Genomic DNA, 24262 nt, shown 5'->3' with positions numbered 1-24262 from the left:
AGACCCACAAGTACGCAGGTCAAGAGGGCGTTACTCAGGAGTTACCAAGGGTATTCAGCGAGCAACGCCCGGTGCGTGAGGCAGCGCGCTGCCCGGCGCACGGGCTTCGTTCCCGAGAGGCCCGAACACCTCGTCGCATGCGGTACGCAGCCGCCGTACGCCCTCCATGATCTCCCCTGCCCCGGCGACGGCCGCGAAGCTCAGCCGCAGGTGGGCGGCTGGGGGTTCGGCGCTGAAATAGGGGCGTCCGGGGGTGACCGCGACGCCCGCGCGCAGGGCGCCCGCGACGAGGGACGGCTCGTCGGTGCCGTCGGGCAGGCGCGTCCAGAGGTGGTATCCGCCGCAGGGGATGTGCGGCAGGGCGAGTTCGGGCAGGTGCAGGCGGAGGGCGGTGGTCATGGTGTCCCGGCGGCGCTTCAACTCGGCGGCGACGGCCCGCAGATGGCGGGGCCAGGCGGGCGAGCCGACGAGTTCGAGCGCGGCCTCCTGCATAGGGCGGGGCACGAAGAACGTGTCGACGACCTGGATCGCTCGCAGCCGCTCCAGGACCGGGCCGCGTGCGGCCAGCGCGCTCACCCGGAAGCTGGGCGAGGTTGCCTTGGTGAGCGAGGAGACGTGCACGACGACACCGTCGGGGTCCTCGGCGACCAGGGGGGCCGGCAGCGGACCGGCGTCCTCGTGCGCCAGCCTCCGTACGAAGTCGTCCTCGACCACGAACGCGCCGGCCTCCCGCGCGATGTGCAGCACCTCGCGCCGGCGCTCGGGCGCGAGGACGGCGCCGGTCGGGTTCTGGAACAGCGGCTGGCAGACCACGACACGGGCCCCGCTCACCCGGAAGGCGTCCGCGAGCAGGGCCGGTTTCATCCCGTCCGCGTCCACCGGTACGGGCACGGGCCGCAGGCCCGCCGCGCGGGCGATGGCCAGCATGCCGGGGTAGGTGGGCGACTCGACCAGCACCGGCGCGCCGGGCGGTGCCAGTGCCCTCAGTGCGGTGGTCAGTGCGGACTGGCCGCCCGCCGTGATCAGCACGTCGGCTGCGGTGATCGCGCCGCCGATGCCACGGGCGAACCACTCGCGCAGCTCGGCGACGCCCTCCACGGGCGGCCTGGCCCACACGCCGGGGCGACGCCCGGCCCGGGACAGGGCCGCGCCCATCGCACGCTCCGGTTGCAGGGCCGGGTGCAGATAGCCGCCGTTGAACTCGACGACACCGGCCGGCGGGGCGGCCAGCGAGTCCAGCACGCCGGAGGCATCGACGCTCCTGGGCACGAGTTCGGCGGCGGCCTCCGCGCTGAGGGCGACCTCCTGCCAGGCGGTGTCCCCCACCGTCGGGGCGGCCGCACGCGGCTCGGCCCGGAAGGCCCCGGCTCCGGGCCGCGTCACCACGAGCCCCTCGGCGGCCAGCTGTGCGAGTGCGCGCGACACGGTCACCGGGCTGACCCGGAACCGCTCGACGAGCACCCGACTCGACGGCAGCTTCTCCCCAGGGGAGTAGCGCTTCACCTCCGACCGCAGTCTGCCCGCCAGCTCAGCGACACTGCTACGCTCTTGCATGAGAGCACACGATAGCGCTACCGGTACTCCGGCGATAGCGGCGGCACAGACGGACGGCGGCACGGCCCCGGCCCCGGCCCCGGCCCCGGCCCTGCGGTACGCGGGCACGATGCAGGCCGCACTCGGGGTCGTCGCCTTCTCCCTCACGTTTCCCGCCACCGCCTGGGGGCTGGAGGGTTTCGGGCCCTGGTCGCTCGTGGCGGTGCGCAGTGCGCTGGCCGCGGTCATCGCCGGAGGCTGTCTGCTCGCGCTGCGGGTCCCGCCGCCCGCGCGGCCGCACCGGGCGGGTCTCGCCGTGGTCGCGGCCGGAGTCGTGCTCGGATTCCCGCTGCTGACCACCCTCGCCCTGCGGACCTCGACCACCGCGCACGCGGCGGTGGTCGTCGGACTGCTTCCCCTCACCACGGCCGTCTTCTCCGCCCTGCGCGTCGGCACCCGCCCCTCCCGTACCTTCTGGCTGGCCGCCCTGGCCGGCGCGGCGGCCGTCCTCGCGTTCACCGTGCAGCAGAGCGGCGGCGCGCTGACCGGCGCGGACGCCTATCTCTTCGGTGCGCTGCTGGTCTGCGCCGCGGGCTACACCGAGGGCGGCCGGCTGGCCCGGTTGATGCCCGGCTGGCAGGTCATCGGCTGGGCCCTGGTGCTGTGCCTGCCGCTGAGCGTGCCGGCTTCGCTCATCGCCCTCTCCTGCGAGCCGGTCCACCTCACGGCGCACGCGGTGACGGGACTGCTGTGGGTGGCGGCCGGCTCCCAGTTCCTCGGACTGGTCGTCTGGTACCGGGGCATGGCAACCGTGGGAATCCCCCGTGCCAGCCAGTTGCAGCTGGCACAGCCGCTGCTCACACTGGTGTGGTCGGTACTGCTCCTCGGCGAGCAGCTCACCCCGGCCGCACCGCTGACGGCTGCCGCGGTGCTGGTGTGCATCGTGGTCACCCAGCGGGCGCGGGGCTGACCGGGGCGGGGCGCGCGGAGCGGGTCGGCCGGCGCCACCGGCCGTGGATCGCGGCCACGGACCGATACTTCCGCGTGCGACGAGGAGGCCCCCCAGATGCGCGCAACTGTGGGCGACAAGCTGGTGCAGCACGGCAGGATCGTCGGGCAGCACGACAAGGTCGGCGAGATCGTCGAAGTCATGGGCACGGACGGCAACCCGCCGTATCGCGTCCGCTTCCAGGACGGGCACGAAGGTGTGTGCTCCCCGGGGCCCGACACCGAGATCCGTCACAAGGAAATGGGTCAGCAGGTCGGGCAGTAGGGCGAATCGGGCAGAGGCCCGGGCCGGAGCGGGGCCCGGGCCTCTGCCTCGGACCGCGCACCGCGGTCCGGGCTCCGGGTCAGCGCGGAGGCTGCGCCGGCTGCCCGTAGTGGTCGGCGACGACCCGGGCCATCGCCCCGGCCGGGTCCGCCCCCACCTCCTTGGCGGCGAAGAAGACATGTCCCCGCGCCTGCGGGTATCGCTTGGCGAGCGTGAGATGGCGCGAGAGTTCCGCGGGATCCCGCCAGGCGGCGGGCTGCGCCGGGTCACCGGCCCTGTAGAGCGCCTCGCCCACGTACAGCCGTGTGGGCGTGCCCTGGGCGACCCCTGCCCACCAGGGCAGGAGCGTGGCGTAGTCGGCGGCGCGGAAGCCGATGTTCCAGTAGATCTGCGGGCAGATGTAGTCCAGCCAGCCGGACCTCACCCATTTCCTGGTGTCCGCGTACAGGTCGTCGTACGTCTGCACCCCGGCCCAGGTGTCCGAACCGCGGGGGTCGGTCTCGGCGTTGCGCCACACACCGAAGGGGCTGACACCGAAGCGCGCGGCCGGCCGGAGCGTGCGCACGCGCGCCGCGGTCTCCTGGACGAGGAGGTCGATGTTGTGCCGCCGCCAGGCCGCCCGGCTGGTGAACCCGCCGCCGTAGGCCGCGTACGCCCGGTCGTCGTCGAAGACGCCGCCCTCGACGGGGTACGGATAGAAATAGTCGTCGAAGTGGACGCCGTCGACCGGATAGCGGCGTACGGCGTCCAGGATCGCCTCCTCGACGAACGCCCGGACCTGCGGCAGTCCCGGGTTGTAGAAGAGCCTGCCGCCGTAGGGCACCACCCAGTCCGGGTTCCGGCGGGCGGGATGCCCGGCGGCGAGCCGTGTCAGGTCGGTGTGGGAGGCCACCCGGTACGGGTTGAACCAGGCATGCAGCTCGAGCCCCCGGGCATGTGCCTCCTCCACCGCCGTGCCGAGCGGGTCCCAGCCCGGGTCCTCTCCCTGGGTGCCGGTAAGGAACTGGGACCACGGCTCGTAAGGCGAGGGCCAGAACGCGTCGGCCATCGGCCGTACCTGGAAGAAGACGGTGTTCAGCCGGCGCCGCACCGCGGCGTCGAGGTGGGCGCACAGCTCGGCGCGCTGTGCGGCGGCCGGCAGTCCGGCCCGAGAGGGCCAGTCGCGGCGGAACACGGTCGCCAGCCACATCCCCCGCATCTCCCCGGGCCCCGCGCGACGCGGCCGGGCGGCGGCATCGGCCGCCGGCACCAGGGTCGACAGGGCGGCTGCCGTGAACACCCGGCGTGACAGTCGTCGCATGCACTCGTCCCCATACGTTCCGGATTCATACGGTCACGGATCGTATCCCCTGGGGGTGGGGCCGACCCGGATGATCGATCACCGGCACGCCGGGAGTAACGTGCAGGGTCGAGAGCAGGTACCGAACCACGGGGATCTGCCGGAGGGTGTCCTGTGATCGCGCGAGCCGGTGTGGTGCGCGGACCCTCCCCAGGCTCGATGATCAGCGAAGGGGACGATGTGACCGACATCGAACGCGTCGGAGTGGTGGGCTGCGGCCAGATGGGAGCGGGCATCGCCGAGGTGTGCGCCCGCGCCGGGCTCGAGGTGAAGGTCGCCGAGACCACCGGCGAGGCCCTGGAGTTCGGCCGGACCCGTCTGTTCGGCTCCCTGGCCAAGGCGGCGGAGCGCGGCAAGATCTCCGAGGAGGAGCGGGACGCGACGCTGGCGCGCCTCACCTTCACCACCGACCTCGGGGAGTTCGCGGACCGCGACCTGGTGATCGAGGCCGTCGTCGAGAACGAGCAGGTGAAGACGGAGATCTTCCAGGTGCTCGACCAGGTCGTGACCCGCCCGGACGCCATCCTCGCCTCCAACACCTCCTCCATCCCGCTGGTGAAGCTCGCGGTCGCCACCTCGCGGCCGGACCATGTGCTCGGCATCCACTTCTTCAATCCGGCGCCGGTGCAGCAGCTCGTCGAGCTGATCCCTGCGCTGACCACCTCCGAGGGCACGCTGGGCCGGGCCCAGCTGTTCGCCGAGAAGCTCCTCGGCAAGCACGCGATCCGTGCCCAGGACCGCTCCGGCTTCGTGGTGAACGCGCTGCTCGTGCCCTACCTGCTCTCGGCCATCCGCATGTTCGAGTCGGGCATCGCGGGCCGCGAGGACATCGACAACGGCATGGAGCTGGGCTGCGCGCACCCGATGGGTCCGCTGAAGCTCGCCGACCTGATCGGCCTGGACACCATCGCCTCCATCGCCCACTCGATGTACGAGGAGTACAAGGAGCCCCTGTACGCCGCTCCCCCGCTGCTCCAGCGCATGGTGGAGGCGGGCCGGCTCGGCCGCAAGACGGGTTCCGGCTTCTACACCTACAGCTGATCCCCGCTCCTCACGGACCGTGAGTTCCGGGTCGGCACGGGCCCGGCGCCGTTTCCGGTGCCGGGCCCGTGCCATTCACACACCGTGTGTGACAAGGACACGCATATGCCTTTCGCACACGCTCCCCACGGGCCCACCAGGCGAGTTGACTCCTCATGCGCATGCAAGGAATGAGTCGACTACGGAAAGGAGTGGACCCGTGACCGCCGACCCCGAGCATCCCGTGGTCCATGGAGAAGTCGCAGAGTTACGCCGTCGCCTCGATGTGGCGCACGCCCGGGTCGAGGGAGGGCTGGCGCTGCTCGGTCATCGAGCCGAACAGACCGCCAAGGATCTCGACGAACTGAGCCTGCGGGTCGTGGCGCTGGAGCACACACGCTGGCCGCTGCCCGCGGTGGCCGCCCTCACGGCGGTGGGCGCACTCGTCGTGGCGATCTGGCAGGCCCTGGGCCGCTAGCCCACCGGACCAGGGGTCAGGGCAGTACGTCCTGTCCGAGCCTGAGGTGGTGCAGCAGGAGTAACGCGGCCGCCATGTTGGCGGCCGGGACCTCTCCGCGGGCGACCAGGTCGGGGACGACCTTGAGGGGAACCCATTCCCGGCGGTCCGACTCGAAGTCGTCCACGGGGTGTCCGACGTACTCTCCCTCGTCGGCCCAGTAGACGTGGTGCCGGGCGTCGGTGAGTCCGTTGGAGGGCTCGACGCTCATGAGATGGCGCAGAGGTCCCGGCCGCCAGCCGGTCTCCTCCTCGAGTTCGCGGGCCGCCGCGGCGACGATGTCCTCGCCGTCGTCCACGACCCCCGCCGGGAGCTCCCACCCCCAGCTGTCGGTGATGAAACGATGCCGCCACAGCAGCAGTACTTCGTTGGCCTCGTTCACGACGGTGGCCACGGCGACGGGCCGCAGCCGTATCAGGAAGTGGTCGAGGTGCCGGCCGTCCGGCAACTCCACATCCGCCAGATTGACCCTGAACCAGCGATTTGCATACACAGTTTGTTCGTTCAGTTTCGTCCACTGCACGGTTCTGCCACCTTCCGCTGAGTAAGTGGCAATATCGCAGCAGGAGCGGTGACTCAGCAGGCTCACAGTGGCGCACGCGAGGCGCAGTGGCGGGCGCAGTGGCGGGCGCAGTGGCGGGCGCAGCGGTCCGCGCCGACGGGAAGCCGGGGGCGAGACCGCGTTCCGGCAGCGGCCGGCCCGGGCTCTACAGCGGTACGCGCAGGGCGCCGTCGATGAGTTCGGCTGCCTCGGCCGTTCCGGCGCAGCCGCTGCGCACCAGGTGTTCGCGTACCGCCCGCAGTCTGTCGCGCAGCCGCATGGACTCCATCCCCCGCGCCTGCTGCGCCATTTCGACCGCCGTGGCCACAGCCTTGTCGGCATTGCCCTGCCGCAGTTCGATCTGGCTGAGCATCGCGAGCCGGTGCACCCGGCCACGGTCGTGCGCTGGCGTGTCCACGGCGGCCGCGGCATGCTCTCCCGCCGCCGTCAGATCGCCGAGGCTGAGCAGCGCCTCCGCGACCTGGACGTTGACCAGGCCGGGCTGGACATAGCCGGTCTCGTCCGGTTCGCGGCCGCGCCGGATGCGCTCGGCGGCCGACTCGGCCCGCCGGATGCAGGACAGCGCGCTCGTCGCGTCGCCCAGATGCGCGTACGCCTTCGCCTGCATCGCGTAGAGGTCCGAGGCGAGAGCAGGGGTGATGTGCCTGCCCGCGGCGCGAAGGGCGGCCTCGGCGAAGGCGACGGCCTGCCGGTACTCCCTCATGAACAGCGACTGGTTGACCAGCAGCGCTATCACATACGCGCCGAGTCCGCGGTCCCCGCTGGCCTTCGCCAGGCGCAGGGCCTGGTGGAAGTAGCGCTGGGCGAGACCCTGGGCGTCCGAGTCGTACGCGCAGATGCCGGCGACGGCCACCAGACCGCCGGTGGCACGGTGCAGTTGGCGGCCCATGGCGTCGGTGTAGCTGCCGCGCAGCAGCGGCGCCGTCTCGGAGTTGAGGAAGCCGACGATCCGGCTGCGGGTCGCGATGCCGCCCGCCTTGCGGTACATCTGCTCGTAGTGGGCCCGGGCGGCGCGCAGCATCTCGACGTCGGCGGGGGTGACCCGGTGCCGGCCACCTCGCGAGACGTCGACGTCCTCGGGCGGGTTCTCCCACTCCCACACCGGCATCACGGCGGGTGTGCCCGTGACCGCGGGGGCCCCGAGGATGTGCGGGCGCTGCTGTTCGTCGGAGCGCCACAGCGCCGTGGCCCGTTCGACGAAGCCCGAGAGGCTGGAACCGTGCGGGGCGGCCGGTTCGCCGGGCACGCCGAGGCCGATGTCGTCGAGGGTCACCGGGCGGTGCAGCCTGGCGGCGAGCACCTCACAGATCAGGTCCGGCACCTGGCCGCGCGGACGCTGGCCCTTCAACCACCGTGCCACGGCGGTGTGTTCGTACCTGAGCGCGAGTCCACGCGCCCGCCCCGCCTGGTTGACGTGCGCGGCGAGTCCCGCGTGGGATATCCCGGCCTCGTCGAGGATCGCGTCGAGCAGGGTGTTGGGCTGCATGGGAGGCCCTCCGGTGGCTCGGTGCGGACAGCGTAGTGCGTCCGGGTTCACACGGGGTGTGAACGGAGTGCGCGCATCCGCGCTGTGCGTACGCTGTTGCACAGAGTTTCCGGCCGGTTGACTGAAACCCCTCGCAAGAGGCCGGCGGGCCGCCGGCTCCCCCTCGTACAGTGCGGCGGCCCGACTCCGCGCCGTCCGCCCAGCTGCCTGCCCGACACTCCGTGGCGGGGCGGACGGCGCGACGGCGCTCCGCGGGGCACACCGGCCCGCTGCTACCGGTGGTTCGCCGGGTGCGGATCCGTCGCCACCGGGCGTGCGTTTCCCCGCGTGCCCGACGGGGCGCCCCCGCGGCGGTCGTTGCGCAGGACCAGGAGGGCAACGTCGTCGGTGAGGCGTGCACCGGCGTGGCGGAGCAGGGCGGCGAAGACGGTGCGCAGTACGGTCTGGGGTACGACGTCGTCGCGGACGGCCTCGGTCAGGGCCGCGAACAGGGGGAAGAAACGCCCGTGTGCGTCTCGGGCGTCCTCGGCTCCGTCGGTGTGCAGGAACAGCGCCTGCCCGGGCAGCAGTCGCCCGCAGTCGGTGACGGGCAGATCCTCAGGGAGGGCGAACGGCCCCAGCGGAGGCAGGGGTTCGGTGCGGTCGAGGGGGACGGCCCCGCCGCGCTTCAGCAGATACGGCCACGGATGGCCGCAGTTGAGGGCCCGCAGCTCGCCCTCACGGCCGACCTCCAGCAGCAGGAGGGTCACGAACTCCTCCGCGACCGGGTTGTCCGGGTCCCGGCCGGACGAGGGGTGTTCCGCCCGGACCCGCTCGCGCAGGTGCCGGGCCAGGGTCCGGTCCAGCCGGCGCAGCACCGGGGCGAGCTCGGGCTCGTCGTGCGCGGCCTCGCGGAAGCTGCCGAGCACGGCGGCGGCCGTGGCGAGCGCCGCGAGTCCATGGCCACGCACATCGCCCATCACGATGCGGACGCCGTGCTCGGTGGCGATCACCTCGTACAGGTCGCCGCCGACGGTGGCCCCGCGGTCCGCGGACACCTGGGCGGCGGCCACGCGCAGCCCGTCGATCCACGGAGGCGGCGGGCGCAGCAGCACGCTCTGGGCGGCGCCCGCGACCCTCCGGGCCTGTCTCAGTTCGCGCAGGTACGCATGCCGTACGTGCAGGAGCAGCCCCGCGCCGGCCGCCAGGAACACCGCGCTGCCCACGATCCGTGCTCCGAGGGCGTGCTGCTGGGCGAGCGGACAGGTCAGTTTGTACGTGATCGCGGTCGCGCCCCACGCGGCGGGCAGTCCCACCGTGAACGCCCGCCGCAGACGCCGGGAGCCCCGGCCGTCGTGGCCGACGCCTCGGGCGACGACCGAGCCCAACCGGCCGCGGGAAGGTACACCGGGTCGCGGCCCGCGAGGGGGCCCAGCCTTGATACGGATCATGCCGGCCCCCCATGAGAGCCCTGAGTGCGCAGAACGGGCCCGCGGAGTCCCATCTCACGCCCCGGACCGGTCCGATTCTGTCGACCGGACCGCCCGCCTGTAGGGATCACTCGGACTCGCCACCCTAATGAGTGAGGCGGGCGAGGGGTGCGTGAGGTCGCCGAGGGGGCACGGACGCCTCCCGGGCACGGGTGAGGGGAGCCGCGCGGCCGGAGAACGGCTGCGCGGCTCCCCTCGATCGGGTTCCGGCGACTAGCTGCGCAGCGCCGCCCCGGTGCGCTCGGCCGCCAGCGCGATCGCCGCGTCACGGGCCGCGGAGGCCTCGTCGACGGTCAGAGTGCGGTCGGGGGCGCGGAATCGCAGCGCGTACGCCAGCGACTTCTTGTCCTCACCGAGCTGCGCGCTCTCGTAGACGTCGAACAGCCGGATCGCCTCCAGCAGCTCGCCGGCGCCGTCGCGCAGCGCGGCCTCGACGTCCGTGTGCGGGACCGCCTTGTCCACGACCAGGGCGACGTCCTGCGTGGCGACCGGGAAGGCGGAGATACGCGGTGCCTGCGGGGCACCGTCGCCCGTCTGCTCCAGGACGTCCAGGTTCAGCTCCATGGCGCAGGTGCGCTCCGGCAGACCCAGCGCCTTCACCACGCGCGGGTGCAGCTCGCCCGCGTGGCCGACGACCCGCTCGGTGCCGGCCACGGCGACCGCCAGTTCCGCGCAGCGGCCCGGGTGCCACGGCCCGTACTGGCCCTTGCGGACGATCAGCTCGGCCCCGGCCTCGCGGGCGACGGTCCGCGCCGCCTCGACGGCGTCGGCCCAGTCGGCCGGGCGGCCCTTGCCCCACCAGCCGGCCTGCTCCCGGGCGCCCGCGAGGACGACGGCGACGTGGCGCGGCTGCTCGGGCAGCGCCGCGTTCAGCTTCGCGATCTCCTCGTCGGTGGGGCGCCGGTCGACGGACAGATGGACGGCCGCCTGCCGCTCGTCGGCAGCCTGCGGACGGAAGACCAGGCCGGTCTCGAACAGCGCCAGGTCGTGGTTGCCGCGGCCGTCGTTGCGGCGCAGCGCGCCGAGCAGGCCCGGCAGCAGCGTCGTACGGAGCGCGGGCTCCTCGTCGTTGAGCGGATTGACCAGCTTGACGACCCTGCGGGCCGGGTCGTCGGCCTCCAGGCCGAACTGGTCGAAGACCTGCTCGCTGACGAACGGGTAGTTCGGCGCCTCGACGTAGCCCTCTCCGGCGAGGACGCGGCCGACCCGGCGGTGCAGCCGCTGGCGGTGGGTCAGCCCGCGGCCCGAGGGGAGCCTGGGCAGCGTGGAGGGCAGGTTCTCGTAGCCCTCCAGGCGGATGACCTCTTCGGCCAGGTCGTTGGGGTCGGTGAGGTCGGGCCGCCAGGACGGGGCGGTGACGATCAGCTCGTCCTGCCCGTACACGTCGCAGCCGACCTCCTGGAGGCGGCGGACGACGGCCTCACGGCCGTACTCGACGCCCGCGACCCGGTCCGGGTGGTCGGCGGGCATCGTGATGGTGTGCGGCGCGGACGGCGCGACGACCTCGGTGACCCCGGCGTCGGCCGTGCCCCCCGCGAGCAGCACCAGCAGGTCGACGGTGCGCTGGGCCGCCGCCGAGGCGGCCTGCGGGTCGACGCCGCGCTCGAAGCGGCGGGACGCCTCCGAGAGAAGCTTGTGCCGGCGGGCGGTGCGCGCGACGGAGATCTGGTCGAAGTGGGCGGCCTCGATGACCACCTCGGTGGTCGCGTTCTCCGGGTCGTCGGCGTGATCGGCGATCTCGGTGTTGGCGCCGCCCATGACACCCGCGAGGCCGATGGGGCCGCGGTCGTCGGTGATCACGAGGTCCTCGGCGTGCAGGGTGCGCGTGACGCCGTCGAGGGTGGTGAGCTTCTCGCCCTCCTGGGCACGGCGGACGCCGATCGGGCCCTGCACCAGCCGCCGGTCGTAGGCGTGCAGCGGCTGGCCGACCTCCATCATCACGTAGTTGGTGATGTCGACGGCGAGCGAGATCGGGCGCATGCCGACCTTCTGCAGCCGGCGCTGCAGCCAGATCGGCGAGTGTGCCTGGGGGTCGAGGCCCGTGACCGTGCGGGCGGTGAAGCGGTCGCAGCCGTGCGGCTCGGAGATCGTGACCGGGTGGCCGAAGGCGTTCGGGGCCGGGACGTCGAGCAGCGCCGGGTCGCGCAGCGGCAGGCCGTAGGCGATGGCGGTCTCACGGGCGACACCGCGGATGGACAGGCAGTCGCCGCGGTTGGCGGTGACGGCGATGTCGAGCACCTCGTCGACCAACTCGAGCAGCTCGACGGCGTCCTTGCCGACCTCGGTCTCCGGCGGCAGCACGATGATGCCCTTGGTGCCGTCCTCGCCCATGCCCAGCTCCTCGCTGGAGCAGATCATGCCGTGCGAGTTCCGGCCGTACGTCTTGCGCGCGGAGATCGCGAAACCGCCGGGGAGCACGGCACCCGGCAGGACCACGACGACCTTGTCGCCGACGGAGAAGTTGCTTGCGCCGCAGACGATCTCCTGGGGCTCGCCGGTGCCGTTGGCCCGGCCCACGTCGACGGTGCAGAAGCGGATCGGCTTCTTGAAGCCCTCCAGCTCCTCGATGGTCAGCACCTGGCCGACGACCAGCGGCCCCTTGAGGTCGGCACCGAGCTGCTCGACGGTCTCGACCTCGAGTCCTGCCGAAATGAGCTTGGCCTGGACGTCGCGCCCGGTCTCAGTCGCCGGCAGGTCGACGTACTCCCGCAGCCAAGAAAGCGGGACCCGCATCAGATCTCCATCCCGAACGGCCGGGTGAACCGAACGTCACCCTCGACCATGTCTCGCATGTCTTCGACGTTGTGGCGGAACATCAGCATCCGCTCGATGCCGAACCCGAAGGCGAAGCCGCTGTACTTCTCCGGGTCGACGCCGCAGGCGGCGAGCACCCGCGGGTTGACCATGCCGCAGCCGCCGAGCTCGATCCAGCCCTCGGACGAGCAGGTACGGCAGGGCCGGTCGGGGTTGCCGACGGACTCGCCCTTGCAGACGTAGCAGAGCATGTCCATCTCGGCGCTCGGCTCGGTGAAGGGGAAGAAGTTCGGCCGCAGCCGGGTCTTCATGCCCTCGCCGAACAGCGACTGGACCATGTGGTCCAGGGTGCCCTTGAGGTCGGCCATGGTCAGGCCCTGGTCCACGGCGAGCAGCTCGACCTGGTGGAAGACGGGCGTGTGGGTGGCGTCCAGCTCGTCGGTGCGGTACACGCGTCCGGGGCAGATCACGTACACCGGCAGCTCACGCTCCAGCAGGGAGCGGATCTGCACCGGCGAGGTGTGGGTGCGCAGCACCACATCCGAGTCGCCCCCGCCGTCGGGGCCCTGCACGAAGAACGTGTCGGCCTCGCCGCGGGCCGGATGGTCCGGGCCGATGTTGAGGGCGTCGAAGTTGAACCACTCCGCCTCGACCTCCGGGCCCTCGGCGACCTCGTAGCCCATGGCCACGAAGACGTCCTCGATCCGCTCCGAGAGCGTGGTCAGCGGGTGGCGGGCGCCGGCCGGGACGCGGTCGTGGGGCAGCGTGACATCCACCGACTCCTCGACCAGCACGCGGGCGTCCCGCTCGGCCTCCAGCTCGGCCTGGCGGGCGGCGAGGGCCTTGTTCACGGCGCCGCGGGCCATGCCGACGCGCTTGCCGGCCTCGGCCTTGGCGTGCGGGGGCAGCGCGCCGATCTCGCGGTTGGCGAGGGCCAGCGGCGAGGCGGGGCCGGTGTGGGCGACCTTGGCCTCGTGGAGGGCGTCGAGGGAGTCCGCGGCGGCCAAGGCGGCGAGCGCCTCGTCCCGCATGCGCTCGATCTCTTCCGGTTTCAAGGCCTCGACCTCGACAGGGTCGTACGACTTATTGGGTGCCGACATCTCTTCCCGTGCTTCCGATTGGCTGGCTGAGGGTCCCCGTCACCGAGTCGTGGGTGAATCGTCTCCGTCTTCGGGACGCAAAGGTGCCAAAGGCCGAGTCTAACGGTGCCGGGGAAAGCGAACGCGCCCGTGGGTGCTCGACCGGCGCCTACAACAGGTGCGCCGGGGTCCCCACGGGCAGGGTAAATCGGAACTCCGCGCCGCCGCCGCGGGCGCGGCCGACCGTGATGGTGCCGCCGTGGGCCTCGACGATGCCCTTGACGATGTAGAGCCCGAGGCCCGTGCCACCGCGCTTGCTGCCCCGCCAGAAGCGGGTGAAGACGCGGTTCATGGATTCCTCCGGGATGCCGGGACCCTCGTCGCTCACGGTGACCGACGTGGCGGTGTTCTGTTCCTCTTCCCCTTCACGGGGCGCCACCGCGGGTGTGACGTCAATCGTGACGGTTCCCTCGCCGTGGCGCACGGCATTTTCGATGAGGTTGCTGAGCACCTGGTCGATCTTGTCGGGGTCGGCCCACAGGGCGGGCAGCGGCTGCTCGATGCGGAGCAGGAAGCGGTCCGCGGGCTGCCCCGCGGCGACGTAGGCCTGGATGTGCCGGCCGACCGCCGCGCCCATGTCGACGGGCTGCCGGCGCACCTCCAGCCGTCCGGAGTCGATACGGGAGATGTCGAGGAGTTCGGCGATGAGCCGGGTGACCCGGTCGGCGTCGGCGTCGACGGTCTCCAGCATCAGGCGCTTCTGGTCGTCGGTGAAGCGTTCCCACTTGGCGAGCAGGGTGGCCGTGAAGCCCTTGACGGAGGTGAGGGGCGAGCGCAGCTCATGGGCCACGGTGGCGATCAGCTCGGCGTGGCTGCGCTCGGTGCGGCGCCGCGCCTCGGTGTCGCGCAGGGAGACGACGACGCGGCGGACGGGCCCGGTCGGGTACGCGCGCACAAAGCGGGCCGAGACGAGGACCTCGCGTCCCTGGGGCAGCAGCAGATTGCGCTCGGGCTGCCGTACCCGGATGGCGAGCCCGCCGTAGGGGTCGGTCAGCTGCCACCAGCGCCGCCCCTCCAGGTCCTCCAGGGGCAGTGCCTGTTCGAGGCGTCTGCCGAGGGCCTCGGCGGCGGGAACGGCGGTGATACGGGCGGCCGCGGCGTTGAAGCAGATCACCTGGCCGTACTCGTCGGCGACCACGAGTCCGTCGGGGAGTTCGTCGGGGTCGATGCCGAGTTCGGCGAGATCACCGCGCCGGGACGCGGGCGCGCGGCGCGCGTCCCGTCCCCCCGGTGCTCTGCTCGTGCCGACGCTCATCCCCGTACCCCACCTCTCGTCTGGCGTGGGGAACCTGCCTCCCTGCTCAAGCCGAGAGCTGGGGGGAGGGCCCCCGAGCCCGCCACCCTACTAGCCGGGGGTGACGGAGCGGCACCCTCCGACGGCGCGCTGTGCACGGGCGGACGCATAGAGACATACGGCGGCGGCGGTCGCGAGGTTCAGGCTCTCGGCCTTTCCGTGGATGGGCACCCGCACCACCCCGTCCGCCAGGGCGCGTGTCTCCTGCGGGAGCCCCCAGGCCTCGTTGCCGAACACCCAGGCGGTCGGGCCGCCCATGGTGCCCTCGTCGAGTTCGTCGTCGAGGTCGCGGTCTCCGGCCCCGTCTGCGGCCAGGATCCGCACACCGCCCTCCTTCAGGCCCGCCACGGCGCGCTCGACGGGAACGCCGACGGCGACGGGGAGGTGGAAGAGGGACCCGACGGAGGCCCGGACGGCCTTGGGGTTGTAGAGGTCGACGGAGGCGTCGGTGAGGACGACGGCCTCGGCCCCGGCGGCATCGGCGCACCGCAGCACCGTTCCGGCGTTGCCGGGGTCGCGGACGTGCGCGAGGACCGCGACGAGGCGGGGGGCGGCGCCGAGGATCTCGTCGAACGGGGTGTCGAGGAAGCGGCAGACGCCGACCAGTCCCTGCGGGGTGACGGTGGTGGAGATGTCGGCGATGACGTCCTCGTCCGCGAGGTGGACACGGGCGCCGGCGTCCAGGGCCTGCCCCACGATGTCGGCGTAGCGCTTCGCGGCGTCCGGGGTCGCGAACAGCTCCACGAGGGTGGCGCCGTCTGCGGTCCGGTGCCCGGCGGCCTCGCGTACCGCCTGTGGCCCCTCCGCGAGGAACAGCCGGTCCTTGCCCCGGAAGTTCCGCTTGGCAAGCCGCCGCGCCGCGCTGACGCGGGGCGAGCGGGGGGAGATCGGCTCGGGGGCGGCGGGCGTCATGTGTTTCACCTTCGGGAGTTCAGGAGTGCGAACACAGTCGGACCCGCAGGCTGCATCAGCCTGCGGGTCCGTTCAGTCACGTCGGCTGGGCCGGCGGGGCGTTCAGGCCGCCTTCGGGGCGTTCACGTCCGACGGCAGCGCCTTCTGGGCGACCTCGACGAGCGCGGCGAACGCGTTCGCGTCGTTGACGGCCAGTTCCGCGAGGATCTTGCGGTCGACCTCGACGTTGGCGGCCTTCAGACCCTGGATGAAGCGGTTGTAGGTGATGCCGTTGGCGCGGGCAGCGGCGTTGATGCGCTGGATCCACAGCTGACGGAAGTCGCCCTTGCGCTTCTTGCGGTCGTTGTAGTTGTAGACCAGCGAGTGGGTGACCTGCTCCTTGGCCTTGCGGTACAGGCGCGAACGCTGACCGCGGTAGCCGGAGGCCTGCTCGAGGATCGCCCGGCGCTTCTTGTGGGCGTTGACTGCCCGCTTGACGCGTGCCACTTGTTAACTCCTTGTAGCGGGGCCGCGGTGGAACTCACACGGCCCGGAAACGATATGGGTCCCGGTTCGGACGTTCGGCGCTCGCAAGCGCCGCCGCGTCACTTGCCGAGAAGCTTCTTGATCTTCTTGGCGTCCGCCGGGGCCATTTCGGCGTTGCCCGTGAGGCGACGCGTCAGACGGGACGACTTGTGCTCGAGCAGGTGGCGCTTGCCGGCGCGCTCGCGGAGCACCTTGCCGGAGCCGGTGACCTTGAAGCGCTTGCTGGCACCGCTGTGCGACTTGTTCTTCGGCATAGCGCCGTTCTCTCCTCGTCGGTGGCGCTCCCGTGCCCGGTCGTGAAAACCGGGCACGATGGAGCGTCGCTCTACTATCGGTTACATCCTGGGACGGGCGTCCCGGGCTTTCCGGGGTCCGTACGTCCGCCGTGCGGCGGTCGTACGTCCGTACGTCCGGCGTTCCCCCCGGGACCTTCGCCCCGGGATCAGGCCTCGGCGGAAGCCTCGGCCGGGGCCTCGGCGGTCTCGGCGTCGGCGGCGTTCTGCGAGCGGCCGGGATTGGCCTTCGCCTCCGCCTTGCGGGCCTCCTGCGCCTGACGAGCCTCGGCCATCGCCTCGGTCTTCTTCTTGTGCGGACCGAGAACCATGATCATGTTGCGGCCGTCCTGCTTCGGGTTCGACTCGACGAAACCGAGGTCCTGGACATCCTCCGCGAGGCGCTGCAGCAGTCGGTAGCCCAGCTCGGGCCGGGACTGCTCGCGACCACGGAACATGATCGTGATCTTGACCTTGTCGCCCTGCTTGAGGAACCGAACGACGTGACCCTTCTTGGTGTCATAGTCGTGCGGGTCGATCTTCGGCCGGAGCTTCATCTCCTTGATGACCGTGTGCGCCTGGTTCTTGCGCGCCTCACGGGCCTTCATGGCCGACTCGTACTTGAACTTCCCGTAGTCCATGAGCTTGCACACGGGCGGACGGGCGTTCGCCGCGACCTCGACCAGGTCCAGGTCGTACTCCTGCGCAAGCTCCAGGGCCTTGGCAAGCGGCACGATGCCGACCTGCTCGCCACTGGGACCGACAAGTCGCACCTCGGGAACGCGAATCCGGTCGTTGATGCGGGGCTCGGTGCTGATGGATCCTCCTCGGTAGCACCATACGGCCGCCTGGCAGACAGCCGCGTATGTCTGGATTGACATAGGAACCAACCGTCGCGGCGCATCAAAAATGCCCCGGACGGTGCACAGGCGGGACTCCGAACCTTCCGGAGCACCGCCGCGGTGACCGCGGGGCGCGCTTCGGGCGACTCCACCGTCCGTACGGAACGGTGGTGGCCGCCTGACCGGTGACCCGCCGTCCCGGAGGACGGTCAGGTGGGAGATCGGAGCCTCCACTTGTGGGCCGGGCACAGCCGTGCTCGGCCGGTCGTCACACAAGGTTAGCAGCTCCCCGGGGGAGGTGCGAATCGGCGTGCACCGGGCATCCGCGGCCCCGGCGGCCGTGGCCTCCCGCGCGCGGGAGGGGGCGCTCCGGGGCCTATGGTGTGGGCATGAGTGACACCTCCCCCGAGGAATTCCGGGCTTCCGCAGAGTCCGCGGCCGCCGCAGAGTCTCCGGCCGCCGCCGGGAACCCCGACTTCGACGCCATGACCCGTGACATCGCGGAGGTCCCCGCGGTCGAGGTGATCGTGACCGTCGCCGTCAACCTCATGAGCGCCGCCGCCGTGAAGCTCGGTCTGACCGAGGAGGGCGACAAGTACAAGGACCTGGACGAGGCCCGCAAGCTGGTGCACGCCCTCGCCGGCCTGCTCGACGCGAGCGCGACGGAGATCAGCTCCTTCCACGCGGCTCCGCTGCGCGACGGTCTGAAGTCGCTTCAGCTGGCGTTCCGCGAGGCGTCGATCGTCCCGGACGAGCCGGGCCAGGGACCGGGCGAGAAGTACACCGGGCCCGTCTACGGCTGACCCGGCCACCGTCGGGACGGCTGATTCACCCGCGTACGTACAAGGGCTCGCCCGGAGGCGTCACCCCGGCCGGCAGCAGTGCCAGGTCGAGACCGCGCACCAGGCGGGCCCTCAGCGTTTCGTCGGCCGCCAGCCGACCGGCCAGGGCGCGGGCGGCCTCAGCCGGGGCCGCCGACGGGTCGAGGACGAGCGCCAGGGTGCCGTCGGCCTCGCCGGGGCCCAGATGGGCACGGACCACCGACGGCTCGGCGGCGACGGCGGAGCGCACGGCCTCGACCACCGCGGGATCCGCCAGCGGGTCGGCACTGGTACGGCCCTCGGCGAGCGCCAGCAGCGCAGGGCCCGTCAGCTCGAAGGGCACCGGCCCGGACACGTCCAGCACGATCGTGTCGGCCTTCTCGTGCGCCGCCGCCTGCAGGGCCCGGTGCAGCGGCACGGCGACGGGGCGGGCGGCCGGGTCCCAGCGTGCCAACGCCTGCGTGGACGTGAAGGCGGGCAGCGCCGTACGGCCGCCGGCCCGGAGCGTCGGTACCGCCATGTCGCTGGTCTTCTCGCGGCGCAAGCCGTTCTCGTCCTCCTCCACCTCCCCGAGGACCGCGACGACGGGCACGAGGAGCCGTGCGTCCTTCAGCGCCCGAAGGACGGGCCCCACGGCACCGCGGTCCTCGGCCCACCCGGCGAGCGCCGCGCTCAGCCGGGGGTCGGCCGCGCCGTCGTCGCCGGAGAAGCCGGAGTCGGGAATGTTCTTGTTCGCCACGGTCACCGACCCTATCGGGCGGTCTCTGCCGAGTCGGTGCCGACCCTGGAACACGGCGGTCACCTGTCTCACGGGTTTCCCAGACCGAGCCCACACGGATTCACGTCCGCCGAACGGCGCGAACAGCGGCCGCCCCCAGCATCGCGGGCATGGAGTCCCGCGGAGCCCACCGTCGCCGCCGTGCCCGCCCCAAGCGGCGCCGCCCGCTGTTCTGCACGGCGCCGGCGTCGGCCGTCATCGCCGGCGGTGCGGCCGCCGCGATGCGTATGTGAAAAGGCAGGCCCACGCCGGCGGGGGCGCCGTATCGTCGCAGTCGTCCGCGACGCCCCCGGCGTCGGCCGCGGTGAGCGAGGAGGCATCGGTGGAACCTGCGGCGAAGCCCTCGGCGGACCGTGACGCCCTGCTGGCCAAGGCCATGAGGACGGTGACCGTCGAGGACGGCGCGGACGTGGCGGTGGCGGTGCTGGAGACGGACTCCGGTGAGAGCGCCGTGTACGGCGACGGCACCTTCGACACGGCCAGCATCGTCAAGGTCGACATCCTGGCGACGCTGCTGCTCCAGGCACAGGACGCGGACCGGCACCTGACCGAGCAGGAGCGGACGTACGCCACCGCGATGATCGAGAACAGTGACAACGACTCCGCCTCGGCCCTGTGGACGGCGATCGGGCAGGCGGACGGCCTCGACACCGCGAACAAGCGTTTCGGCCTCACGGACACCGCGGGCGGCGACGGCGGGCTGTGGGGGCTGACCCAGACCACGGCGGCTGATCAGCTCACGCTGCTCCGGCAGGTCTTCGGGGACGCGTCGGAGCTGAGCGAGGCGTCGCGGAGGTATCTGCGGGGACTCATGGACGGCATCGCCGAGAACCAGCGCTGGGGCGTTTCGGCGGCCGCGGACGGCGCGCGGTGGGCACTGAAGAACGGCTGGCTGGCGCGCAGCACGACCGGACTGTGGGACATCAACAGCATCGGGCGCATCACGGCAGGCGGACACGACTACCTGGTGGCGGCGCTGTCGAACGGCAACTCCACGAAGGCCGGGGGCATTTCCCTGGTGGAGGCGGCCGCGCGAGCGGCGGTTTCCGCGTTCACGGGCGCCCCGGCCTGACAGCCGGGCGGAAGGCGGGCGCGCCCTGTCCCCTCAGGGGTACGGGCGTGCCTCAGAACCCCGCGGAGCGTGTCCTGGTACGGCCTCGCCACAGCACCACCGACACGGCCAGCAGCGCCGCGCCCAGTCCGCCCGCCAGCAGACCGGCCCAGTCCGGGGACCCGCTGCCGTCGCCGGCCGAGTCGGGGCCGGGGCCGAAGTACTTGCCGTCGTACTCCGCCGGCCGGGTGTTCTCCGGCTTGAGCTTGGCGGCCGCCCTGACGGCCGCCGCGGGATCCACGAAGCCGAAGCCGCGGGAGTCGTCGCGGCCGCCGGTGGGGGCGTCGCGGGCCGTCCTCTCCACGAGCTGCTTGATCTGGGCCGGGCCCAGGCCCGGACGGGCCGCCTTGATCAACGCGACGACGCCCGAGACGAACGCGGAGGCGGCGCTCGTGCCCCAGCCTTCGTAGTACTTGCGGTCGGGGTCGGCGATGACGACGTCGTCGCCGGGCGCGCTGACCGTGGCGTACCAGTGGCGGGTGGAGAAGGAGGCGCGGGTGCCGTTGCGGTCGACGGCGGTCGCGGCGATGACACCGGGGTAGGCGGCCGGATACGAGATGTGGTCGCCCTTGTCGCCGCCGTTGCCCGCCGAGGCGACGACGACGGCGCCCTTCTTCAGGGCGTACTGCACCGCCTCGTCCTCGGCGGCTTCGGGGTGCGCCGAGTTGGAGTCGTCGCCCAGGGAGAGGTTGATGACGTCGGCGCCGTGGTCGGTGGCCCAGCGGATGCCCTCGGCGAGGGCGTTGCCCCGGGTGTTGCGGGCCTTGGAGCGGGCCGGGTCGCCCTCCTCGAGGATGACCCGGACCGGGAGGATCTTCGCCTCCGGGGCGATGCCCATGACACCGTCCGAGTCGCCGATGCCATGGCCGTGACCGGCGATGAGGCCGGCCATGGCGGTGCCGTGCCGGGCCCAGGGACGGTCGCCGCGCCGGGCTCCGAAGCCCACCATGTCCTTGTCGGCGAGCACGTTGCCCACCAGGTCGGGGTGGGTCGCGTCCACGCCGGTGTCCAGGACGGCGACGGTGACGCCCCGGCCCTTGGTCGTCTGCCAGACCTCCTGGGCGTGCAGGGCGTCCAGGGCCCACTCCTGGGCACGGATGCTGTCGGCGCGCGCGGCGGTGGACGGCACCAGGGCCAGTGAGCCGGCGAGCAGGACGGTCAGGAGGCGGGCGGTCTTGCGGGGCTTCATGACGGCTTCTCCGTGGCCGCGGTGACGGTCTTGCGGAGGGCGGCCTCGATGCGGTCGGCGAGGCCCCTCGCCTCGTTGCCGAGGCCCGCCTGGGCGGGGGCGGTGGTCGCGCCCGTCTTCACGGCGTCCTCCGCGGGCTGCGGTTCGGTGACGATGCGGCCGTCGGCGAAGCCGGAGACGGCGTAGACGACGACCGGGACGTCCGTGCGGACCGAGATGGTCCAGGAGGCGCGCTGGGTGTCGCCGAAGTCCGCAGCGACGGTGCCTTCGGCCGCGTACGGGCGGGGCATCAGGTCGGGGCGCCGGCCGAGGCCCTCCTTCTTGAAGCGGCCGGCCAGGGCACTCATGGCGGCGGAGTCGGCGCGGGTGAACAGCAGGCCGACGGTGGTGACCTCGCTGCGGGTGGCGTCCGTGTAGGTGGCGCGCAGCAGCCGAAGACAGCCGGCGGGGGCGAGGGCCTTGCGCAGCAGCGGGTCGAAGGCGTCCTTGCAGCCGCTGTCGGGGGCGACGGCGACACGTGTCCAGGTGCGGTCGGCGCCGCCGGGGCCCGCGCCCGGGCCGTGGACGGTGGGCGGGAAGAGCTGGTCGACCGGCACGTCGTGCCAGAGGCTTCCGGCCACGGTATACGCCCCTTGCGCACCGTCGCCCGGGCCCTCGCCGATGAGCCAACTGCCGGTGACGGCACCGCCGATGAGTCCGATACCGAGGACCAGGCACAGGGCGGCCGCGGCGGTGCGGGGGCCTGTCAGGGCGCCGAGGAGCCGTGGGCGCGCGGTGTCGGCGCCACGGGTGTCGGGCTGGGCGAAGGTGATGATGGGGCGAGACGAGGTGAGCGGGTGGGACGAGGCCGGGGGGTGGGACGAGGTGAGGGGGCGGGCCTGGTCGGGGACGGGCCGCAGGCGCGCGGTGGTCTCCACGATGCCGTCGACGGGCAACGCGGCCACGACGTCCGCCGCGCCACCCGCAACGGCCGAGCCGACGACGGGCGGGGTATCGGGAAAACGTGCGGAGGCCGCCGGCGGAGGTGGGGCGTCGCGACGCGGATCCGAGGGCCGGTGGCGGCCGGCGGCACCACCCGGGTAGGCCTCCGGGTCTCCGCCAGAGACCGGGGCGGAGGCAGGGGCGGGGCGCCGTGGGTCGGACACGCGGGAAGCGGGGGCGGTCGTGGGACCCGAAGCCGGGGCAGGACGCCGGGGGTCGGACACACCGGGAGCCGAAGCCGCCGTGGTCCCGGAAGCCGGGGCAGGACGCCGGGGGTCGGACACACCGGGAGCCGAAGCCGCCGTGGTCCCGGAAGCCGGGGCAGGCTGCCGGGGGTCGGGCGCGCCGATCCGGAAGGGCCGCGATATCGCACCGGAGCGGGGAGGCGCATCGGAACCGGAAGCCGCATGGGACCCGGAAGCCGCATCGGGCCGAGAAGGGGTCGTCGGGCGGGACGCAGCCGCGCGCGGCGGCCCGCTCGGCCGAGGCGGAGTGCCGGGGCGGGCGGAGACGTCCCGCCCGGGTGCGCTGCCCGCAACGGGCGGCTGCTCGGGACGGGGCGGAACCACGCCGCGCTCGCGCGGCGCCGGCACGGGCGGGACCTGCGCGGCGGGGGACGCGGGGTCGGTCCCCGCGGGCGCTGTGCCCGGCGGGCCGGACGGGCGGGGCGGGTTCGCCGGACGCGGAGGGATGGAGGCGCGGCGCGCTTCCGTACTCATGCACCCCCCGTTTCGTTGTGGCCGGGCCGCCCCGGGGTCTGTCGGGGCGTTCGACCGCCCGTGGGGAGCGGTCCGTACGCGCGGTGCGGGCCGCGCCACCCGTCCCTGGGCAGGGCTACCCGCGCGGACGGACACCCATCCCCGGCATACGCGCCCGGGCCGGGCCGTCACCACCCGCGTGCGCGTCACTCTACGGGTTGATCCCCCTCGAACGGGAACCAGTCGGCGGCACCGGGGCATCTGCCCGGATCGTCCCTCTACCCTGCGGAATTCGCATCTGGCAGGCTTCGTTCATGACTGCCCGCGCCGCAGACCGGGTCCGCTACGACCGGGCCACCGCCCCTCTCGACGCGCCTGTCGCGATCGTGGATCTGGAGGCGTTCGACGCCAACGCCGAGGACCTCCTGCGCAGGGCCGGCGGCAAGCCGATCCGGGTCGCCAGCAAGTCCGTGCGGTGCCGTGCCCTGCTCGAGCGCGTCCTGTCCCGGGAGGGTTTCGCGGGCGTCATGTCCTTCACGCTCGCCGAGTCGCTGTGGCTGGCCCGGTCCGGTTTCGACGACGTGCTGCTCGCCTATCCGTCCGCCGACCGTCGGGGATTCGCCGAACTGGCGGCCGACCCGAAGCTCGCCGCCTCCGTCACGGTGATGATCGACGACCCCGCCCAGCTGCGCCTCATCGACGAGGCCCGCGGCGGCGGCAGTGAAGTGGTGCGTGTCTGCCTGGAGTTGGACACCTCGCTGAAGCTGCTCGGCGGGCGGGTCCGCGTCGGCGCGCGGCGCTCGCCGCTGCACTCGCCCGCCCAGGTCGCGGAGATGGCCCGGGTGGTGGCGCGCACGCCCGGTTTCCGGCTGGTGGGCCTCATGGCGTACGAGGGCCATATCGCCGGTGTGGGCGACGCGGTGGCGGGCCGGCCGGTGCGGTCGCGGGCCGTCCGGCTGATGCAGGCCACGGCGCGCAGCGAGCTGGCCCGGCGGCGTGCCGAAGTGGTGCGTGCCGTCCGGGCCGTGGCGCCGGACCTGGAGTTCGTCAACGGCGGCGGGACGGGCAGTGTGCAGTACACGGCCGCCGAGGACGCGGTGACCGAGATAGCGGCGGGCTCGGGACTGTATGTGCCGCGGCTGTTCGACAACTACACCTCCTTCCGAGGGCGCCCTGCCGCGCTGTTCGCGCTGCCGGTCGTGCGCCGGCCGGGGGTGGGGGTGGTGACCGTGCTGGGCGGCGGCTACCCCGCCTCCGGCGCCGCGGGACGCGACCGGCTGCCCGTCCCGTATCTGCCCGAGGGGCTCGTCTACGACCCCCAGGAGGGCCCGGGCGAGGTGCAGACGCCGCTGCTGGGCGCACCCGCCGACGACCTCCTCATCGGCGACAAGGTGTGGTTCCGGCACGCCAAGGCGGGCGAACTGTGCGAGCGGTTCGACCTGCTGCACCTGGTGGAGGGCGACCAGGTCACGGCGACCGTGCCGACCTACCGCGGCGAGGGACACACCTTCCTGTAGGGGGCCGGATCTCTCGCAGGGAGCCCGGTTTCCCGCGAGGGTCCGTGGTCCCCGGCCGCTCTCCGGCCGGGTGCGGGCGGTGCGGGCGCCGCGGGCCCCCGGGGGCCGCGGGCCCGGCCCGGGGGCCAGGGGGGAAATGTGCCCCCCCCCCAGGGCCCCCCCCCCGGGGCCCCAGAGCCCGTGGGGTTTTAACAAATGGCGCGGGCGGCGCGTTGGGGTGTGGTGGTATG

21 protein-coding genes and 1 pseudogene are annotated in these 24262 nt (G+C 72.9%); 7 read left to right on the top strand and 15 right to left on the bottom strand.

Translation table 11 applies throughout. The annotated features are described in order from the left end of the window. Nucleotides 1-54: 54 nt before the first annotated feature. Nucleotides 55-1554: an aminotransferase-like domain-containing protein gene (locus LZ604_RS22260; protein ID WP_234517197.1), complete on the bottom strand. Its 1500-nt coding sequence runs from the start codon at nt 1552-1554 to the stop codon at nt 55-57. Here LZ604_RS22260 and LZ604_RS22255 point away from each other — a divergent pair. Both LZ604_RS22255 and LZ604_RS22250 read left to right on the top strand, forming a co-directional pair. Further along, nucleotides 1553-2503: a DMT family transporter gene (locus LZ604_RS22255; protein ID WP_234517196.1), complete on the top strand. Its 951-nt coding sequence runs from the start codon at nt 1553-1555 to the stop codon at nt 2501-2503. The two genes, LZ604_RS22260 and LZ604_RS22255, sit on opposite strands and share 2 nt — an antisense overlap. A 96-nt stretch (nt 2504-2599) precedes the next feature. Further along, nucleotides 2600-2806 (top strand): DUF1918 domain-containing protein, encoded by a 207-nt coding sequence (locus tag LZ604_RS22250; protein WP_234517195.1) that lies wholly within the window; start codon nt 2600-2602, stop codon nt 2804-2806. Between the two features lie 79 nt (nt 2807-2885). Here the strand turns inward: LZ604_RS22250 and LZ604_RS22245 are convergent, their stop codons facing one another. Beyond that, a complete protein-coding gene (locus LZ604_RS22245) occupies nt 2886-4106 on the bottom strand; it encodes a glycoside hydrolase family 10-like protein (protein WP_234517194.1) in 1221 nt (406 codons plus the stop codon). 219 nt (nt 4107-4325) lie between these two features. Between LZ604_RS22245 and LZ604_RS22240 the strand changes: the two genes are divergently transcribed. Beyond that, the gene (locus LZ604_RS22240) at nt 4326-5186 is read left to right on the top strand and encodes a 3-hydroxybutyryl-CoA dehydrogenase (protein ID WP_234517193.1); all 861 of its coding nucleotides are present in this window, start codon (nt 4326-4328) and stop codon (nt 5184-5186) included. A gap of 199 nt (nt 5187-5385) precedes the next feature. Further along, nucleotides 5386-5643, top strand: a complete 258-nt coding sequence (locus LZ604_RS22235) for a hypothetical protein (RefSeq protein ID WP_234517192.1) — start codon at nt 5386-5388, stop codon at nt 5641-5643. A 16-nt stretch (nt 5644-5659) separates the two neighbouring features. On the opposite strand, the gene LZ604_RS22230 is transcribed toward LZ604_RS22235, so the two are convergent. The 10 genes from LZ604_RS22230 to infC all read right to left on the bottom strand — a co-directional run bounded on the left by LZ604_RS22230 (nt 5660) and on the right by infC (nt 16976). Beyond that, nucleotides 5660-6205, bottom strand: coding sequence for an NUDIX domain-containing protein (locus LZ604_RS22230; RefSeq protein WP_234517191.1), 546 nt, complete (start codon nt 6203-6205; stop codon nt 5660-5662). A gap of 184 nt (nt 6206-6389) precedes the next feature. Continuing rightward, entirely contained in the window at nt 6390-7730 is a 1341-nt protein-coding gene (locus LZ604_RS22225) for an NsdA family TPR-like regulatory protein (protein ID WP_234517190.1), read from the bottom strand. 272 nt (nt 7731-8002) lie between these two features. After that, nucleotides 8003-9160 carry a PP2C family protein-serine/threonine phosphatase gene (locus tag LZ604_RS22220; RefSeq protein ID WP_234517189.1) on the bottom strand — a complete coding sequence of 386 codons (1158 nt, stop codon included), beginning with the start codon at nt 9158-9160 and terminating at the stop codon, nt 8003-8005. A 252-nt stretch (nt 9161-9412) separates the two neighbouring features. After that, the gene (gene pheT / locus LZ604_RS22215; protein WP_234517188.1) at nt 9413-11932 is read right to left on the bottom strand and encodes a phenylalanine--tRNA ligase subunit beta; all 2520 of its coding nucleotides are present in this window, start codon (nt 11930-11932) and stop codon (nt 9413-9415) included. After that, a complete protein-coding gene (pheS, locus tag LZ604_RS22210; RefSeq protein WP_234517187.1) occupies nt 11932-13053 on the bottom strand; it encodes a phenylalanine--tRNA ligase subunit alpha in 1122 nt (373 codons plus the stop codon). Before pheS ends, pheT begins: the two co-directional genes overlap by 1 nt. A gap of 148 nt (nt 13054-13201) precedes the next feature. After that, nucleotides 13202-14347, bottom strand: coding sequence for a sensor histidine kinase (locus LZ604_RS22205; RefSeq protein ID WP_234517186.1), 1146 nt, complete (start codon nt 14345-14347; stop codon nt 13202-13204). Between the two features lie 90 nt (nt 14348-14437). Continuing rightward, nucleotides 14438-15298 (bottom strand): TrmH family RNA methyltransferase, encoded by an 861-nt coding sequence (locus LZ604_RS22200; RefSeq protein WP_234517185.1) that lies wholly within the window; start codon nt 15296-15298, stop codon nt 14438-14440. 102 nt (nt 15299-15400) lie between these two features. After that, a complete protein-coding gene (gene rplT / locus LZ604_RS22195; RefSeq protein ID WP_006141703.1) occupies nt 15401-15784 on the bottom strand; it encodes a 50S ribosomal protein L20 in 384 nt (127 codons plus the stop codon). 98 nt (nt 15785-15882) lie between these two features. Then, complete coding sequence (rpmI, locus tag LZ604_RS22190) at nt 15883-16077, bottom strand: 50S ribosomal protein L35 (RefSeq protein WP_055470308.1); 195 nt, start codon at nt 16075-16077, stop codon at nt 15883-15885. Between the two features lie 188 nt (nt 16078-16265). Then, a complete protein-coding gene (infC, locus tag LZ604_RS22185; RefSeq protein ID WP_234517184.1) occupies nt 16266-16976 on the bottom strand; it encodes a translation initiation factor IF-3 in 711 nt (236 codons plus the stop codon). Between the two features lie 350 nt (nt 16977-17326). Here infC and LZ604_RS22180 point away from each other — a divergent pair, with 350 nt between their 5' ends. After that, nucleotides 17327-17740, top strand: a complete 414-nt coding sequence (locus LZ604_RS22180) for a DUF1844 domain-containing protein (RefSeq protein ID WP_234517183.1) — start codon at nt 17327-17329, stop codon at nt 17738-17740. A gap of 25 nt (nt 17741-17765) precedes the next feature. Here LZ604_RS22180 and LZ604_RS22175 read toward each other — a convergent pair whose 3' ends face one another. Then, entirely contained in the window at nt 17766-18497 is a 732-nt protein-coding gene (locus tag LZ604_RS22175; protein ID WP_234517182.1) for an SseB family protein, read from the bottom strand. A gap of 149 nt (nt 18498-18646) precedes the next feature. On the opposite strand from LZ604_RS22175, the pseudogene LZ604_RS22170 reads away from it, so the two are divergent. Next, nucleotides 18647-19608 (top strand): annotated as a pseudogene (locus LZ604_RS22170) (serine hydrolase). A gap of 52 nt (nt 19609-19660) precedes the next feature. On the opposite strand, the gene mycP reads toward LZ604_RS22170, so the two are convergent. Then, entirely contained in the window at nt 19661-20836 is a 1176-nt protein-coding gene (gene mycP, locus LZ604_RS22165) for a type VII secretion-associated serine protease mycosin (protein WP_234517181.1), read from the bottom strand. Continuing rightward, nucleotides 20833-21780, bottom strand: coding sequence for a hypothetical protein (locus LZ604_RS22160; protein ID WP_234517180.1), 948 nt, complete (start codon nt 21778-21780; stop codon nt 20833-20835). The genes mycP and LZ604_RS22160 overlap by 4 nt, the downstream gene beginning before the upstream one ends. 1049 nt (nt 21781-22829) lie before the next feature. Here LZ604_RS22160 and LZ604_RS22155 point away from each other — a divergent pair. Then, entirely contained in the window at nt 22830-24032 is a 1203-nt protein-coding gene (locus tag LZ604_RS22155; protein WP_234517179.1) for an amino acid deaminase/aldolase, read from the top strand. The last annotated feature ends 230 nt before the right edge of the window (nt 24033-24262 follow it).

The sequence above is a fragment of the Streptomyces glomeratus genome (assembly GCF_021462825.1).
Taxonomy (GTDB): Bacteria; Actinomycetota; Actinomycetes; order Streptomycetales; family Streptomycetaceae; genus Streptomyces; species Streptomyces glomeratus.
Note: the sequence above shows the minus strand (reverse complement) of the source record. Positions and strands in the feature narration are given on the sequence as shown.